The sequence below is a fragment of the Pseudomonas sp. NFR02 genome (assembly GCF_900119375.1).
Lineage (GTDB): Bacteria > Pseudomonadota > Gammaproteobacteria > Pseudomonadales > Pseudomonadaceae > Aquipseudomonas > Aquipseudomonas paracarnis.
The window spans coordinates 670,106-685,655 of the sequence record NZ_FPJJ01000001.1 but is presented as its reverse complement, the minus strand read 5'-3'; the positions used below and the strand labels follow the sequence as shown (position 1 = coordinate 685,655).

Below are 15,550 nucleotides of genomic sequence, written 5' to 3'. Positions count from 1 at the left end.
TATAACAAATAATAAAAACAACAAAACAAAGGGAGCCTCACTGTGAGTCAATCCGCCCGTCACTCTTGCACGCGCCTGGGCCTTCTCGGTCTCGGCAGCCTGGCCGTCACCCTGCCGCTGGGCGTCAACGCCGAAGGTTTTATCGACGACGCCAAGGCCACGCTCAACCTGCGTAATGCCTACTTCAATCGCAACTTCACCAACCCGACCAACCCCCAGGGCAAGGCCGAAGAGTGGACGCAGAATTTTATCCTTGATGCCAAGTCCGGCTTTACCCAGGGCACGGTCGGTTTCGGGATTGACGTGCTGGGCCTGTATTCGCAAAAGCTTGATGGCGGCAAAGGCACCGCCGGCACCCAACTGTTGCCGGTGCATGACGATGGCCGCCCCGCCGACAATTTCGGGCGTCTGGGTGTCGCGCTGAAAACCAGGCTGTCGAAGACCGAGTTGAAGGTTGGCGAATGGATGCCGGTGCTGCCGATCCTGCGTTCCGATGATGGCCGCTCCCTGCCCCAGACCTTTCGTGGCGGCCAGGTCACCTCCAATGAAATCGCCGGCCTGACGCTCTACGGTGGCCAGTTTCGCGGCAACAGCCCACGCAACGACGCGAGCATGGAAGACATGTTCATGAACGGCAAAGCCGCGTTCACTTCGGACCGTTTCAACTTCGGCGGCGGCGAATACACCTTCAACGACAAACGTACCCAGGTCGGCCTGTGGTACGCCGAACTGACTGATATCTACCAACAGCAGTACCTCAACCTCACCCACAGCCAGCCGCTGGGCGACTGGACTCTGGGCGCCAACCTCGGGTTCTTCAACGGCAAGGAAGACGGCAGCGCCCTGGCCGGCGACCTCGATAACAAGACCCTGTTCGCTCTGCTCTCGGCCAAATACAACGGCCACACCTTCTACGTTGGCCTGCAAAAACTCAGCGGCGACAGCGCCTGGATGCGCATCAACGGCACCAGTGGCGGCACCCTGGCCAACGACAGCTACAACGCCAGCTACGACAACGCCAAGGAAAAGTCCTGGCAGGTGCGCCACGACTTCAACTTTGTGGTGCTCGGCGTTCCAGGGCTCACCCTGATGAACCGCTATATCAGCGGCAGCAATGTACACACCGGAGCGATCACCGACGGCAAGGAGTGGGGACGTGAGTCGGAGTTGGCCTACACGGTGCAGAGCGGTGCGCTGAAGAACCTCAATGTGAAGTGGCGCAACTCGACCATGCGCCGGGATTTCAGCAATAACGAGTTCGACGAGAACCGGATTTTTATCAGCTATCCGATTTCGTTGTTGTAGCTCCAAAGGCAAATCCGATCTCTAAGGTGCCACCTATCCATGTGGGAGCTGGCTTGCCTGCGATAGCGGTGGGTCAGTTACCACATCCTTTTCAGACTCACCGCTATCGCAGGCAAGCCAGCTCCCACCTTTGATCTCATGTGCCTGGAAGGACGTTGACAACACCAGGAATCCCTAACACTATTTCCCCATAGTCATACGACAACCTACAACAAAAATCTGGAAGGCCCATGACCACCACCACCCCCGCCCCCTTCAACCGTCTGTTGCTAACTGGTGCCGCCGGCGGCCTGGGCAAAGTCCTGCGCGAACGCATGCGTCCTTATGCCCAGGTGCTGCGCCTTTCGGATATCGCTGAAATGGCCCCCGCCACCGATGCTCGCGAAGAGGTACACACCTGCGACCTGGCCGACAAACACGCCGTGCATCAGTTGGTAGAGGGCGTCGACGCCATCCTGCACTTTGGCGGCGTTTCGGTGGAGCGCTCGTTCGAAGAAGTACTGGGCGCGAATATCAGTGGCGTGTTCCATATCTACGAAGCCGCCCGCCGCCACGGGGTCAAGCGGGTGATCTTCGCCAGTTCCAATCACGTGATCGGTTTCTACAAACAGGGCGAGCAACTTGACGCCCATTCCCCGCGCCGCCCGGACAGTTACTACGGCCTGTCCAAGTCCTACGGCGAAGACATGGCCAGTTTCTACTTCGACCGTTATGGCATCGAGACCGTGAGCATCCGTATCGGCTCCTCGTTCCCGCAACCGCAGAACCGAAGGATGATGCACACCTGGCTCAGCTTCGACGACCTGACCCAACTGCTCGAACGGGCGCTGTACACGCCCAACGTCGGCCATACCGTGGTGTACGGCATGTCGGCCAACCTCGACACCTGGTGGGACAACCGCTACGCCGCGCACCTGGGCTTTGCCCCCAAGGACAGCTCCGAAGTGTTCCGCGCCCAGGTCGAAGCCCAACCGCCCGTGGCCGCCGATGACCCGGCCAAGGTCTACCAGGGCGGTGCGTTCTGCGCGGCGGGGCCGTTCGGTGACTGAGTGCCCAGCAACCCAAGGGAATGACTATGCCTGCTGAATTGATTGTCGATGCCCGCAATGCCGTGGGCGAATGCCCAGTGTGGGTGCCTGAAGAAAACGCGCTGTATTGGGTGGATATCCCCAACGGTGGCTTGCAACGCTGGAAGGCCGCCACCGGCCATCTGGCAGCGTGGAAAGCCCCAGAGATGCTCGCCTGTATTGCGCGCACCCAGGCAGGCAATTGGGTCGCCGGCATGCAAACCGGCTTCTTCCAACTCACACCCCACAACGACGGCAGCCTCGACACCGTGCCGCTGGCCAGCCTCGAGCATTCGCGCAAGGACATGCGTTTGAACGATGGCCGCTGCGATCGCCAGGGCCGTTTCTGGGCCGGCAGCATGGTGCTGGACATGGGCTTGAACGCCGCCGCTGGTGTCCTTTATCGCTATGGGTCCGGGGCTGCGCCCCACGCGCAACTGGACGGGTTCATCACCCTCAACGGCCTGGCCTTCAGCCCCGATGGCCGCACGATGTACGCTTCCGATTCGCACCCGAAGGTGCAAAAGGTCTGGGCGTTCGACTACGACATCGAGACCGGCACACCGTCCAATCGCCGCCTGTTCGTTGATATGAACGACTTCCCCGGGCGGCCCGACGGTGCAGCCGTGGACGCCGAGGGCGGCTACTGGATCTGCGCCAACGACGCCGGACTGATTCACCGTTTCAGCCCCGACGGCCGACTGGACCGCTCCCTGAGCGTGCCCGTGAAAAAACCCACCATGTGCGCCTTCGGTGGCAGCCGCCTGGACACCTTGTACGTCACTTCCATCCGTGACGACCCGAGTGAGCAGTCGCTGTCTGGTGGCGTGTTCGCCCTCAACCCCGGCGTCCAAGGGCTGCCCGAACCCCGCTTCATCGTTTAATCGCTGTGCCTTGAATACAACAATAACAAGACAGGAGTGACTTCCATGGACTTCAAACGCACCTTGCTCGCCGCTGCAATCTTCACCCTCAGCAGCGCCGCCCACGCGCTGGAAATCAAGTTCGCCGACATTCACCCCGCTGGCTACCCCACCGTGGTCGCCGAAGAGAACATGGGCAAGGCCCTGACCAAGGCGAGCAACGGCGAGCTGACCTTCAAGTACTTCCCCGGCGGTGTGCTGGGCTCCGAGAAGGAAGTGGTCGAACAGGCCCAGGTCGGCGCCGTGCAAATGACCCGCGTCAGCCTCGGCATCGTCGGCCCGGTGGTGCCGGACGTGAACGTGTTCAACCTGCCGTTCGTGTTCCGCGACCAGGCGCATATGCGCAAGGTCATCGATGGCGAGATTGGCGACGAGATCCTCGCCAAGATCACCAACTCCGAGTTCGGCCTAGTGGCCCTGGCCTGGATGGATGGCGGCACGCGCAACCTCTATACCAAGAAACCGGTGCGCAAGATCGAAGACCTCAAGGGCATGAAGATCCGCGTGCAAGGCAACCCGATTTTCATCGAAGCCTTCAACGCCATGGGCGCAAACGGCATTGCCATGGACACCGGCGAGATCTTCAGCGCCCTGCAGACCGGGGTCATCGACGGCGCGGAAAACAACCCGCCGACCTTGCTGGAACACAACCACTTCCAGAACGCCAAGTACTACACCCTCACCGAACACCTGATCCTGCCTGAACCTATCGTGATGTCGAAAATCACCTGGAACAAGCTCGACCCCGCCCAGCAGGACATGGTCAAGGCCGCTGCCAAGGCCGCCCAGGCTGATGAGCGCGTGCTCTGGGACGCCAAGTCCGCCAGCAGTGAAGAGAAACTCAAGAAGGCCGGCGTGGAGTTCATCACCGTCGATAAAAAGCCCTTCTATGAGGCCACCGCCCAGGTGCGTGCCAAGTACGGTGCGCCGTATGCGGACATGATCAAGCGCATCGACGCGGTTCAATAACCTCCCCTGCCCCTGCATAAGGCCCGGCGCGGTCGGCATCGACGCGCCCGGTCACGGTGAACGCCATGAAGACTTTACTGCTGCGCTTCAACGACCGCCTCTACATGACCTGCATCTGGGTCGCCGGCCTTTCGGTCCTGGGGGTGGCATTGATCATTCCCTGGGGTATCTTCACCCGCTACGCCCTCGGCACCGGTTCCAGCTGGCCGGAGCCCACCGCCATCCTGCTGATGCTGGTGTTCACCTTTATCGGAGCCGCTGCCAGTTACCGTGCCGGCGCGCACATGTCGGTGGCGATGATCATTGACCGCTTGCCGCCTGTCCAACGCCGCCTCGTCGGCATCCTCTCGCAACTGCTGATGGGCACCATCTGCGTGTTCATGACGATTTGGGGCACCAAGCTGTGCCTGTCCACCTGGAACCAATTCATGAGCGCCATCCCTACCCTGCGCGTGGGCATCACCTACATGCCGATCCCGATTGGCGGCGTGCTGACCCTGGTGTTCGTGGTCGAAAAGCTGCTGCTCGGTGACCAGAGCAACCGCAAGGTGGTGCGCTTCGACTTGGTTGAAGAAAACGAAGGGGCCGCCTGATATGGACGCATTGATTCTGTTGGGCAGCTTTGTTGTATTGATTCTGATCGGCATGCCGGTGGCCTACGCGTTGGGGCTGTCGGCGCTGATTGGCGCGTGGTGGATCGACATCCCGTTCCAGGCCCTGATGATTCAGATTGCCGGTGGGGTGAACAAGTTTTCGCTGATGGCGATTCCGTTCTTCGTGCTGGCCGGGGCGATCATGGCCGAGGGCGGTATGTCGCGGCGCCTGGTGGCCTTTGCCGGGGTGCTGGTGGGCTTTGTGCGTGGCGGCTTGTCCCTGGTCAACATCATGGCTTCGACGTTTTTTGGCGCGATTTCCGGCTCATCCGTGGCCGATACCGCCTCGGTCGGCTCGGTGCTGATTCCGGAAATGGAACGGCGGGGTTATCCGCGCGAATTCGCCACCGCCGTGACCGTCAGCGGTTCGGTGCAGGCGCTGCTGACGCCGCCCAGCCATAACTCGGTGTTGTACTCACTGGCGGCGGGCGGCACGGTCTCCATCGCCTCGCTGTTCATGGCCGGTGTGGTGCCGGGCTTGTTGATGAGCGCGTGCCTGATGGTGCTCTGCCTGATCTTCGCGAAAAAGCGCGACTACCCCAAAGGCGAAGTCATCCCCTTGAAGCAGGCGCTGAAGATCGCCGCCGATGCGCTCTGGGGCCTGATGGCCATGGTGATCATCCTCGGCGGCATCCTCTCGGGCATCTTCACCGCCACCGAGTCGGCGGCGATTGCGGTGTTGTGGGCATTCTTCGTGACCATGTTCATCTACCGCGACTACAAATGGCGCGAGCTGCCCAAGCTGATGCACCGCACGGTGCGCACCATTTCCATCGTGATGATTCTGATCGCCTTCGCCGCCAGCTTCGGCTACATCATGACCCTGATGCAGATCCCGGCGAAGATCACCACGCTGTTCCTGACCCTGTCGGACAACCGCTACGTGATCCTGATGTGCATCAACGTCATGCTGTTGTTGCTGGGCACGGTGATGGACATGGCGCCGCTGATTCTGATCCTCACGCCGATCCTGATGCCGGTGATCCTGGGCATCGGCGTCGACCCGGTGCACTTTGGCATGATCATGCTGGTGAACCTGGGCATCGGCCTGATTACCCCGCCGGTGGGCGCGGTGCTGTTCGTTGGTGCGGCGGTGGGCAAGACCAGTATCGAGAAAACCGTGAAGGCACTGCTGCCGTTTTATGCGGTGTTGTTCTTGGTGCTGATTGCGGTGACCTACGTTCCGGCGTTGTCGCTGTGGTTGCCCCATTTGGTGCTGTAAACCCGACCTTAAGATCACAAAAGATCAAAATGTGGGAGCGGGCTTGCTCGCGAAAGCGGTGTTTCAGTTGGTAGATTCGGTGACTGACACTCAGCATTCGCGAGCAAGCCCGCTCCCACATTTGATCGGCGCTGTTTGTTTTGACTACATAGGGCAGGCAATCGTGATTAAGCTTACTGATCAATTCACCCATCTGGTGCTCTCCCCCGCCCTCGGCGGCAGCCTCGTCAACTGGACGGTGCGCGCCACCGGGCAGCCGCTGTTACGGCACAGCGATGCACAGGCGATCAATACCGGGCTGCCGGGCAAGCTGGGTTGCTATCCCTTGGCACCCTGGTCCAACCGAATCGCCCAAGGCGGGTTCGACAACCCCGGTGGTTGGCTGGCACTGGCAGCTAATAGCCTCATTGATCCTTTACCGATTCACGGCTCGGCCTGGCAGCAGGCATGGCAGGTGGTGAGCCATACCACGCATGAAGTGGTGCTGGAATTGGAATGCGCCACACCCTTCGCCTATCACGCCCGCCAGCGGGTACGCTTGAACAACGGTGAGTTGAATATCGATTTGTGCGTGAATCACTTGGCCGAGCAACCCGCGTGGCATGGGCTGGGCTTGCATCCGTACTTACCGCGCCGGCCGGGTACGCGGCTGCAGGCCAAGGCTGGGCAAGTGTGGATGAGTGATGCAGCCAAGCTGCCCACCGAGTTGGCACCGGTTCCCGAAGCCTGGGATTTCCGGCAACTCAAAGGATTGCCAGAGGGGCTGGTGGACAACGGCTTTTGCGGCTGGGATGGGCACTGCCTGATCGAACAACCGGAGCTTGGCTACCGTCTCGAATGCCAGGCCAGCGGCGCCGATTATTTCCTGTTGTACTGCCCGCCGGGGTTGGAGTTTTTCTGCATCGAGCCGGTGAGCCATCCAGTGAATGCCCATCACCTGGCGGGCAAGCCTGGCCTGAAGCTGTTGGAGCAAGGCCAGTCAACCCACCTCAATTTCAACCTGAAATACACGCCAAGCGTGCCAGTGTCAGGGCGGTGAATTTTTGAGACGCCCTGCCGTGTCGATACTCACCACCACCGACAACCCCGGCCGCAAGCGCTCACTCTCGGCTTGATCCGGATCCACGGTGATGCGCACGGGCACCCGCTGGGCGATCTTGACGAAGTTGCCGGTGGCGTTGTCCGCCTGCAACAGGCTGAACTCGGAACCGGTGGCCGGGGAAATATGCTGCACCGTGCCATGGAATTTGCGGTGGTTCAGCGCATCCACGGTGAACGTCACCGGCTGGCCGACCTGCACATTGTCCATCTGGGTTTCTTTCATATTGGCAATCACCCACAACTGCTTGGGCACCAGGGCCATCAGTTGCGCGCCGGAATTGACATAAGCGCCCAGGCGCACGCCAATCTGCCCCAGCTGACCATCCCGTGGCGCCGTGATGCGGGTATTGGACAGGTCGATGCGCGCCAGTTCCACTGCCGCCTCGGCACTCGCGACAGCTGCCTCCAAGGAGCCGCGGTTGACGATCACCGTCTGCAAATCCTGGCGCGCAATTTCCAGGCTGGCCTGGGCCTGGGCCACGGCAGCGATGGTCTGCGCGTTGGCGGCACGGGTCACGTCCAGTTCGCGTTTGGACACCGAACCATCGCTGATCAGTTCTTCATTGCGGCGCAAATCCGCAGTGCTCTTGCGTGCCTGAGCCTGACTGTCGACCAACGCGGCCTGGCGCAGCTTGATGGTCGCTTCGGCGCTGTTGCGTTGCTGCACCACGTTGGCCAACGAGGCCTTTTGCACCGCCAGTTGTGCCAGGGCCTGGTCGAGGCGTTGCTTGTAGATACGGTCATCCAGGCGCACCAGCAGGTCGCCGGTCTTGACGTACTGGAAGTCCTGCACCGGCACTTCGAACACATAGCCACTGAGTTGCGGGCCGATAATCGTCACCTGCCCACGCACCAGGGCGTTTTCGGTGGTTTCCACCGCGCTGCTGAACGGCGGCAGTTGCCAGGCGTACAACACGATCAGCACACCGATGATGGCGATGGCGGCAAAGCCCAGGGACGAGATGATCCGCACGCGCAAGGGCCGCAATTGGGTGGGCACCGCGCCCGGTGGCGTGCTGCCTTCCGGCGTGGCGGCAATGGCAGTCGTGGTGGTGGTTGAAGGTTCAGTCATGAAGTCGCGCCGCTGGGTTGAACAGGAGGAGTTGCCTTGGTAGTGCTCATCAGCCACAGGCTGCGGGTGAAGATCCACAGCATGGTCAGGATCGCGATAATCGCGATCAGCATGAAGACATCGTTGTAAGCCATGACGTTCGCCTCACGGGTGGCCGCCGTGGCCAGGCTGCGGATGCCCATGAGGTTGCGCAGTTCCGGGTCAGCGACGATCTTGCCATAGGCCGCCCCACCACTCTGCACCCGCGCCGCCACAAGCGGATCGATCAGGGTCAGGTGCTCGACGATCATGCTCGAATGGTACTTCTCGCGCACGATCTGGAAGGTGCCCAGCAACGCCGCGCCGATCAGGCCGCCAAGGTTCTGGCAGATCCCGAACATCACCGAGAAGCTCACCAGGTTGCGCGGGTTGGTCAGTACGTTTTTGGTGCCCAGCACCATGGTCGGCCCCAGGAAGAATGTACCGCCGAAGCCTAGCAGGAACTGGCTGATATAGAGGTTCTGCGGACGGGTCAGGTTGCTGGAAAAACTGTCCATCACCGAACCGGTCGCCATCAGCGCCAGGGAGATGATCAGCGGCATCAGCAAATGCGCCGGGTTGATCGTCAACGCGCTGACCACCAGCCCGGCAATCGCCCCGGCCAGCATCACCACGTACAGGGTGTGCATCTGCTGGTAGCTCATGTTCAACATCTGCATGAACCCCACCGCACCGGTGGATTGCTCGGACAGCACCATGCGAATCAGCACCACCGCCAACGCCAGGCGGATCATCACGCCGCTGCCCAGCCAGCGCGTCATCAGCATCGGGTTGCTGCGGTTATGCTCGATGGCGAGCCCCGCCATGATCAGCACCAGGGAACAGGCGGAGGCCACGCCGATCCACGGCGCTTCCAGCCACCAGTCAATACGCCCCAGGGACAGCACAGCGCAGAGCAAGGCTACGCCGCTGGCGAGGATGGCAAAGGTTAGAAAATCGAGTTTTTCAAAGGTCTTGAAGCGATCACCCGGCGGCAGCTTGAGCAGGAACACGCAGCCCAGGCAGATCAGCGCCAGGCCCAGTTCGAACAAATACAGCCCGCGCCATTCAGCGATTTGCAGCAAGTCTTCGGAAAACAGCCGCGCCAGCGGTAACGCCAACTGCGCGGTGCCCAGCCCCAGTACCAGCGCTTTCAGCCGCCACTTGGCCGGGAATGCCTGGATCATGTAGTACAAGCCCAACGAACTGAGCGCCGCACCCACCATGCCATGGGCGGCCCGTACCGCAATTGCCGAACTGAGGTCATTGACGAACAAGTGGCCGAAGGTCACCAGCGCGTAGAGCACCAGGAACACCTCGGTAAACGCACGCAGGCCGAACTGCTGGCGAAACTTCACCAGCAGCAGGTTCATGCACACGTTGGTCATCACATAGGCGGCGGGCAGCCAGGCCATTTCCGCGGTGGTCGCGCCCAGGGCGCCTTGCAGGTATTGCAGGTTGGCGATGACCAGGGCGTTACCCAAGCCGCCGGTGATTGCCACCAGCACGCCGACCAGCGCGAAGAGCCAGCGCTTATGCGTAGGGTGCAGCGGCGTCGACGGCGAGCCAGGCAGGCTCGGCCGCTCGTGGGGTTGCCAGGTGTGGGGTGTGTATTTATCCATTCGGTGACCTTGGTAAGCCGGGGTGCAAGGCCGGTGAATCCGTTATACAGAGGAACAGTAACCTGAGAGGCGTTCATGTTGCCATCTTGAGGACGCAATTGATCGTCAATGGGGCACAGTCAAATGGGGTCCACTGCCTGGGATCATTTGTCTTGCCCCTTCGTTCGGGCTACATGCCCAGCGCTTGAACTCAGCGATCAGGGTCCGGCTTGATCGCTATATCAGGCACCGGCTTATAGAACGGTCCATAGTCCAGCAGTAGCTCCTCGCCTCTCTTGATGTCCTTGAGCGCCACATAGAACGTCAGGTTTTTCCCGACCGCGATGGACACGACATTGTTGGACATCCACACAGGCCCCTCGCCCAGTTGCGAGGTATTGATCAGGCTCAGGGTGTTGCCAGTGTGCAGGCCGCTCACCGTCCGGGTACCCGAGCGCGTACCGAACAGGTAAGTCATTACAGCCCGCGAACCCTGCTTGCGCTGCTCCTCGAACAGTGACGCTTCGTCTGCATGGTATTTGCCTGCATAAGGGCCAAGCACTTCATATTGGGGGATATCGCGCCGCGCCCATACCGAAGCGCCGCGAGCCGGCCCACCATCGTCCAACGGCGTGACCACTTCCAGGGCATCATCAAATCGGGCCTGATGCTGACCTTCGGTGCGCAGCCAGTCTTTGATCGATGCCTTGATCTGTGCTGAAACCCTCGCTTTAGTCGGGCTATCAAGGCCGTCGAGCACGCCATTCCAGTAGGAGATGCGGATGTCATCGATCGGGCCTTCAAGTGATTGGGTCAAGCTGATTCTGGGGTTCACCGGGTCCTGCAGAATCGGCAGCGTGTTGTCGATTTGATGATGAGGTAATGTCGGGAAGTCGCTGGGTTCAACCTTGATCACCACGGGCTGGGCTGCCGAAGAGGGGGCTGGGGCCTCCAGGCCTTGCGTTGTGCCGGCACCGACCTTTGATTGCGGCGGGTCCAAGGGCTCTGATGCGGGGCGTTTTCGTGAAGTATCTGCAGCCGGTTGCTCTGGAACGGGAAACGGCCCAGTGCCTTGCTGTAACCGTCCGAGACGTTGCGAGGCGATCGCTGTAAATGAGCCATCCACTTTAACGTACTTACCCCATAGGTCTGGACTGAGTCTGTGCTGTTGCACAAACTGCGCCTGCGTGACGGAGTTGCCTGGGCTCTCGGCAAGCGCTTGCCACTGGCGTAAAAGGTCAGCGGTAATCCTGCGATAGGCGCCATCGGTTACATTCTTCATCAGGGCTTCGCCGGCCGCCGACAGGCCACCATCAGTGCGGACATGCGCTCTGAACGAATGCACATTCAGGTTATGCTGAACGGCGAACCCCTCCATGGTCATGGCGTCACGCTCCTGCTGTGTCAGCTTTTGCCACATATCGATATGCGTTTCGGTCACCCTACCCGCCGCCATGTTGGCAGAGCGGTCGCGCACCGTCACGCCGGCAGGGCTCAGTTTGCCGTCAGGCTGCACGTAATACTCAAAGGTTCTCGCAGATATGTGTTTCTGGCGAGCAAAGCCCCTGCGTGTAAGGCTTCGTTGCTGCGCGGGCGGCAACGCCTCCCACTCGCGCAAATGCCCAGCCGTGATCAACTCCATGGGCGCCCTCGGAACATGGGCGATCGGGCCCAGTGCGGCGCGCTCAAGACGTTCGCTGGCGGTCTTTTTCAAGGAACCATCAACGTTGACCCAGTCTCTCCAAGTGGCTGGATGGAGCCCGTTCTCGCTCGTGAACTGCGCTTGGGTGACCGTGTTATTCGGGTCCTCGAAATAGGTTTTCCACTGGCGAAGGTGGTCATCGGTAATCTTGTTAGGGGCCACACCGGCCACCCTGTCCATCAGTTCTCTACCGACCGGCCCCAATGTACCGTCTCGCCGCACATGGGTTTTGAATGAGCCTGGATTAACGTGATAAAGCTCGGCAAACCCCTCGATAGTCATTTCGTCACGCGCCGTCTGGGGCATGTCTTGCCAATCACGGATATGGGTTTCAGTCACGGCATAAAATGGCGTATTGGGTGCACGGTCGCGTAGCGCCACGCCGGTAGCGGTCAACTGGCCATCTGGTTTTACATAGCGCTTGAACACTTTTGGGTGGATATGTTGCTGCCGGGCAAAGCCTGCGGGGGTAAGGCTTTGCTGCTGCTCCAATGATAACGCCTGCCAAGCGCGCAAATGATCAGCCATGGGGGGCGGGGCCTGAACGGTGGACGCCCGCGCTGCGTTTTGCTGTGCGCGTTCCAGACGCTGCGCGCCCGCCTCCTTCAACGAACCATCCGCGTGGACGTACTGCGCCCAGCTACGTTGGCTTAGCCCGTACTGGCTCACGAACTGTGCTGACGTCAATGTGTTGTCTGGTTGCCCGAAAAGCTCATTCCACTGACGTAAATGCTCATCGGTAATCTGGTTGTTTTTGGTGCGAATGGAGGAGTTGATCAGCGTTTCCCCGCGGCTCATCAGGGTGCCGTCCTTGCGCGCATACGTTTTGAACGTGCCCGGCCGAAGATTATGAAGAACGGCAAAACCTTCCTGGGTCATTTCGTCACGCTGCGCTTGGGTCATGTTTTTCCAATCACGCACATGCGTTTCGGTCACCTTATCGGAGAATGCGTTGGCGGGGCGGTCACGTACGATCACGCCGCTATCGCTCAACTGACCGTCAGGCTTCACAAAGAACTCAAAGGTTTTCTGGGTAAGTTGATTCTTTTTGGCAAAGCCCTTGCGGGTAAGACTGGCCTGTTCATCCGGCGACAAGGCCTCCCAGGTCTTCAAGTGCTCAGCAGTGATCTGCCCACCACCGGGTGCGCCCAGGCGTTGCCATTCGTCACCCTGTATATGCTGGACCAGCAACTCGGTCTGCCGGTTGTTGTGATAAACCCGGGCCTGCACGGTGCCGTCTTCCGTGCGAGACACCTGGCGCACCTCATACACCGCTGTGTCACCGTTGCTGTCAGTATGGCGTATGTGCGAGGAGTGCCCATCGGCTGCCACATATACGCCCTGGCTGTTGCGTGTGAGCCCTGCGATCTGGGATTCAGGCACTTTAAAGTGCCCGAACAGCTCATGGCTCAACTCACTTAGCCCATCGAAGCTCGCGGTGTCCACCTCACCGTCGACAGCCTGGGTTGCGGCCTTGAACTCATCGAGCGGGCCGCCATAAGGCCGCATCGCGTCGGCATCGAATGCATACCACTTGCCGCCTTTGAGCACCGCGGCTCCCTCCACCGTCTGGCCTGCCACCTTCACAGTGCCTGTTGCGGCGGCTTCATATTGTTTGCTGATAGTTTTCAACACCTCGTAACTGCCCGTGGCGCCTCTTAGCTTGTTGATGGCCTTGACGCCTTTGGACAGCACATAAAGACCACCGCTGGCCACCAACCGGGGCAAATCACCCACCCCGCCCACAGGGTTGAGCACATCAATGGCCGCCACACCGATGACCTTGGCCGCCCGCAATGCTTTTGCGCCGGTGGAAAGCGCAGAGCGGCCGACCTTGAGGAGTTTTCCGGCGGTAGCGGCGCCAGTGGTAAGAAAGCCGAAAACATCCAGCAAGAGATCGAATGTGCCTGTGCCGTACTGGCCATTCTGAAAGTTGACGATGGCGGACCTGAACGGGATCAGGTTCAACAAAAACTCGCTCAACTGCGCGTTCGCCGTGTCCAGAGCGGTCTGCCCGCGAGCTTGCTGCTTGATAGCCGGATCATCGAGTTCAAGATGTTCCACGAAAGCCGTGCCGATCGCATGGGATCGAGCGCTGGCAAAGCTATCCCATGGTGAGTTATTCAGCGGTCGCTCACGCCCCAGATCATCGGCTTCATGGCTGGGCGTGAACGCTTTGGTCGTCGCAACTTTGTTGCCCTCCCTGGACTCCTTGATCCTCGCATCGTGAAGGCTCGCCCTTTCAATCGTGCCTTTATTGAAGTCGATGACGTAGGCGTGGGATGTGCCGTGCAGTTCGGTCTTGACCAGCAGTCCCGGTTTATTTTGCCCATACGTATTATTGAAATGCCCATCCATGACGTATGAGCCTTCCTGGAAAAAGCTTATTTTTCCAAATTCCAGGCGCTGGCGATCCTCCAGCGGCAGCTGCGCGATCATGTGCCGGACCGTTGTATTGACGGCGGCCTTTTTGTCCTCGATCGCACGGCTGAACTGCCGTTCGAATTCTGCCGGCACGCCAAATTGCCGGTTAGCGTTCAAAGCCTTCAAGACCCTTTGCAGGTCATTGCCTTTGAGTGAACTGCTGGGTTCATGCGCTTTGAAAGGCCGGGGTTCCAGCCAGTCGATCATGGCGATATCCACAAGCGAAAGCCCTCCCCCTTCAATCGCCACATAGTGTTGATCAACAGCAAATACTTTTTCTTCGAAAAACGCGCCAAGGTCGCCAAATCGCTCTTTGAGCGTCGCTATTACGATCTCTTTTCGCGTGGGCAATGCATTGTCCAGTGCCTGGGAGGCAGCAAGCCGGGTGTCCATCTGCGCGTTGAATGCGGTTCTTGCCGATTCAAGTTGCGCGGGCAGATAGTCGCCATTCTGTCTTTTTGTGAGAACGCCACTGGCCACGGCCCAGTCCAGTAACGCCACCGTTTGTGCCGCTTGGGTGACTGCCGGGTCAACCCGCTGCGCTTCTTGCGCCTCGCTCATGACCTGGGCAAACGTCATGCCGGGGACTTTGCCCGGTGTCTGCGCCTCAATCGTCATCGCAGCAATCGCCAGGCTGGCCCATGCCTGGCTGCCGACTTTCACCGTCGCAGGAATATCTTTGATCAGAAACTGCGGCGCCGATTTGGCCAGCAACAGGTACGCACCGACGCTCGCCAGTGCAGCACTGCTTTTGCCAGTATTGCTCAAATGCTCGGCCAAGCTGGCCACTACCGTGGCTGCGGTGTGCCCTTGATGGGTGTCACTGCTCAGATCGAACCCGGCGACCTTGTTGCGATCGGGTGCGGTGATCGACTCAGGGTCCAACTGCAATAGGATGGCGGCCAGCAAGTAGTCTCTCGCGCTACTTTCGTTGTCAATACCTTGCATCGCTTGCTGCAGCGCTTTGCCCATCCGTTGCCCTTGGGGGGAATTGACCAGCGCTTCGAGTATTTTGGCCGGGTCGTTCCCCGCCTCTGCCGGCAGCGGCTGGCGATAGCGCAGGAACTCCAGTACGCCACCCTTGGTTTGCAGCACCAGCGGCTGGTCGCCCAGAGGGTGTGCGTAATTCATCGTCACAAGACGCAAGCGCCGCTGCTCGTCTGCACTCAAGGGATTTGGCCAGGACAATGCCCCGCCCAAAGGGCCCAGTGAGAACACAGGACTGTTGGGTAATGGCAAATTCTGGCTGGGACGCTGGGGCGTCATCGAGGGTTCAAGGTCATCGGCCACGGGCGATGGCCGTTTTTCAGCGTCTGGCAAGGGAAGCGAAAAATGCGTATGTGCTGCGGTAATTGTCATAAAGCGCCTGTGCATAGTCGAAGAATCATCCAGGCAAAAGCGCGTTTCGGCGCTTGCGGCCGTTCACTGAGTGTCAGCGCTCAATGAGGAGGTTCCTGACCAAGTACAAGATTTCGTGACAGCGCACGGGTACA

10 protein-coding genes are annotated in these 15,550 nt (G+C 60.0%); 7 read left to right on the top strand and 3 right to left on the bottom strand.

Annotation, left to right across the window (positions count from 1 at the left end):
• Positions 1–42: 42 nt before the first annotated feature.
• From BT199_RS03270 to BT199_RS03240, 7 genes are all read left to right on the top strand, one after another.
• Positions 43–1,305, top strand: coding sequence for an OprD family porin (locus BT199_RS03270; RefSeq protein WP_014719003.1), 1,263 nt, complete (start codon positions 43–45; stop codon positions 1,303–1,305).
• Positions 1,306–1,535: 230 nt separating this feature from the next.
• Positions 1,536–2,354: an NAD-dependent epimerase/dehydratase family protein gene (locus tag BT199_RS03265; RefSeq protein ID WP_032903439.1), complete on the top strand. Its 819-nt coding sequence runs from the start codon at positions 1,536–1,538 to the stop codon at positions 2,352–2,354.
• A 26-nt stretch (positions 2,355–2,380) separates the two neighbouring features.
• Complete coding sequence (locus BT199_RS03260) at positions 2,381–3,256, top strand: SMP-30/gluconolactonase/LRE family protein (protein WP_072433867.1); 876 nt, start codon at positions 2,381–2,383, stop codon at positions 3,254–3,256.
• 45 nt (positions 3,257–3,301) lie between these two features.
• On the top strand, positions 3,302–4,264 hold the full coding sequence (locus BT199_RS03255) for a TRAP transporter substrate-binding protein (RefSeq protein WP_014719006.1): 963 nt from the start codon (positions 3,302–3,304) through the stop codon (positions 4,262–4,264).
• A 65-nt stretch (positions 4,265–4,329) separates the two neighbouring features.
• Positions 4,330–4,857 carry a TRAP transporter small permease gene (locus tag BT199_RS03250; protein WP_072433866.1) on the top strand — a complete coding sequence of 176 codons (528 nt, stop codon included), beginning with the start codon at positions 4,330–4,332 and terminating at the stop codon, positions 4,855–4,857.
• A 1-nt stretch (position 4,858) separates the two neighbouring features.
• Positions 4,859–6,139, top strand: coding sequence for a TRAP transporter large permease (locus BT199_RS03245; protein ID WP_032903436.1), 1,281 nt, complete (start codon positions 4,859–4,861; stop codon positions 6,137–6,139).
• Positions 6,140–6,302: 163 nt separating this feature from the next.
• On the top strand, positions 6,303–7,178 hold the full coding sequence (locus tag BT199_RS03240; protein ID WP_072433864.1) for an aldose 1-epimerase: 876 nt from the start codon (positions 6,303–6,305) through the stop codon (positions 7,176–7,178).
• On the opposite strand, the gene BT199_RS03235 is transcribed toward BT199_RS03240, so the two are convergent.
• The 3 genes from BT199_RS03235 to BT199_RS03225 all read right to left on the bottom strand — a co-directional run bounded on the left by BT199_RS03235 (position 7,167) and on the right by BT199_RS03225 (position 15,416).
• Entirely contained in the window at positions 7,167–8,312 is a 1,146-nt protein-coding gene (locus BT199_RS03235) for an HlyD family secretion protein (protein ID WP_003192298.1), read from the bottom strand. The two genes, BT199_RS03240 and BT199_RS03235, sit on opposite strands and share 12 nt — an antisense overlap.
• Entirely contained in the window at positions 8,309–9,952 is a 1,644-nt protein-coding gene (locus tag BT199_RS03230) for an MFS transporter (protein ID WP_014719011.1), read from the bottom strand. Before BT199_RS03230 ends, BT199_RS03235 begins: the two co-directional genes overlap by 4 nt.
• A gap of 190 nt (positions 9,953–10,142) precedes the next feature.
• On the bottom strand, positions 10,143–15,416 hold the full coding sequence (locus BT199_RS03225) for an SET domain-containing protein-lysine N-methyltransferase (protein WP_072433862.1): 5,274 nt from the start codon (positions 15,414–15,416) through the stop codon (positions 10,143–10,145).
• Positions 15,417–15,550: the final 134 nt, after the last annotated feature.

Bases quoted from the DNA above. Each gene is read 5' to 3' on its own strand.
- BT199_RS03225 (WP_072433862.1), bottom strand. From the start codon at position 15,416: ATGACAATTACCGCAGCACATACGCATTTTTCGCTTCCCTTGCCAGAC.
- BT199_RS03245 (WP_032903436.1), top strand. From the start codon at position 4,859: ATGGACGCATTGATTCTGTTGGGCAGCTTTGTTGTATTGATTCTGATC.
- BT199_RS03230 (WP_014719011.1), bottom strand. From the start codon at position 9,952: ATGGATAAATACACACCCCACACCTGGCAACCCCACGAGCGGCCGAGC.
- BT199_RS03260 (WP_072433867.1), top strand. From the start codon at position 2,381: ATGCCTGCTGAATTGATTGTCGATGCCCGCAATGCCGTGGGCGAATGC.
- BT199_RS03250 (WP_072433866.1), top strand. From the start codon at position 4,330: ATGAAGACTTTACTGCTGCGCTTCAACGACCGCCTCTACATGACCTGC.
- BT199_RS03265 (WP_032903439.1), top strand. From the start codon at position 1,536: ATGACCACCACCACCCCCGCCCCCTTCAACCGTCTGTTGCTAACTGGT.
- BT199_RS03255 (WP_014719006.1), top strand. From the start codon at position 3,302: ATGGACTTCAAACGCACCTTGCTCGCCGCTGCAATCTTCACCCTCAGC.
- BT199_RS03235 (WP_003192298.1), bottom strand. From the start codon at position 8,312: ATGACTGAACCTTCAACCACCACCACGACTGCCATTGCCGCCACGCCG.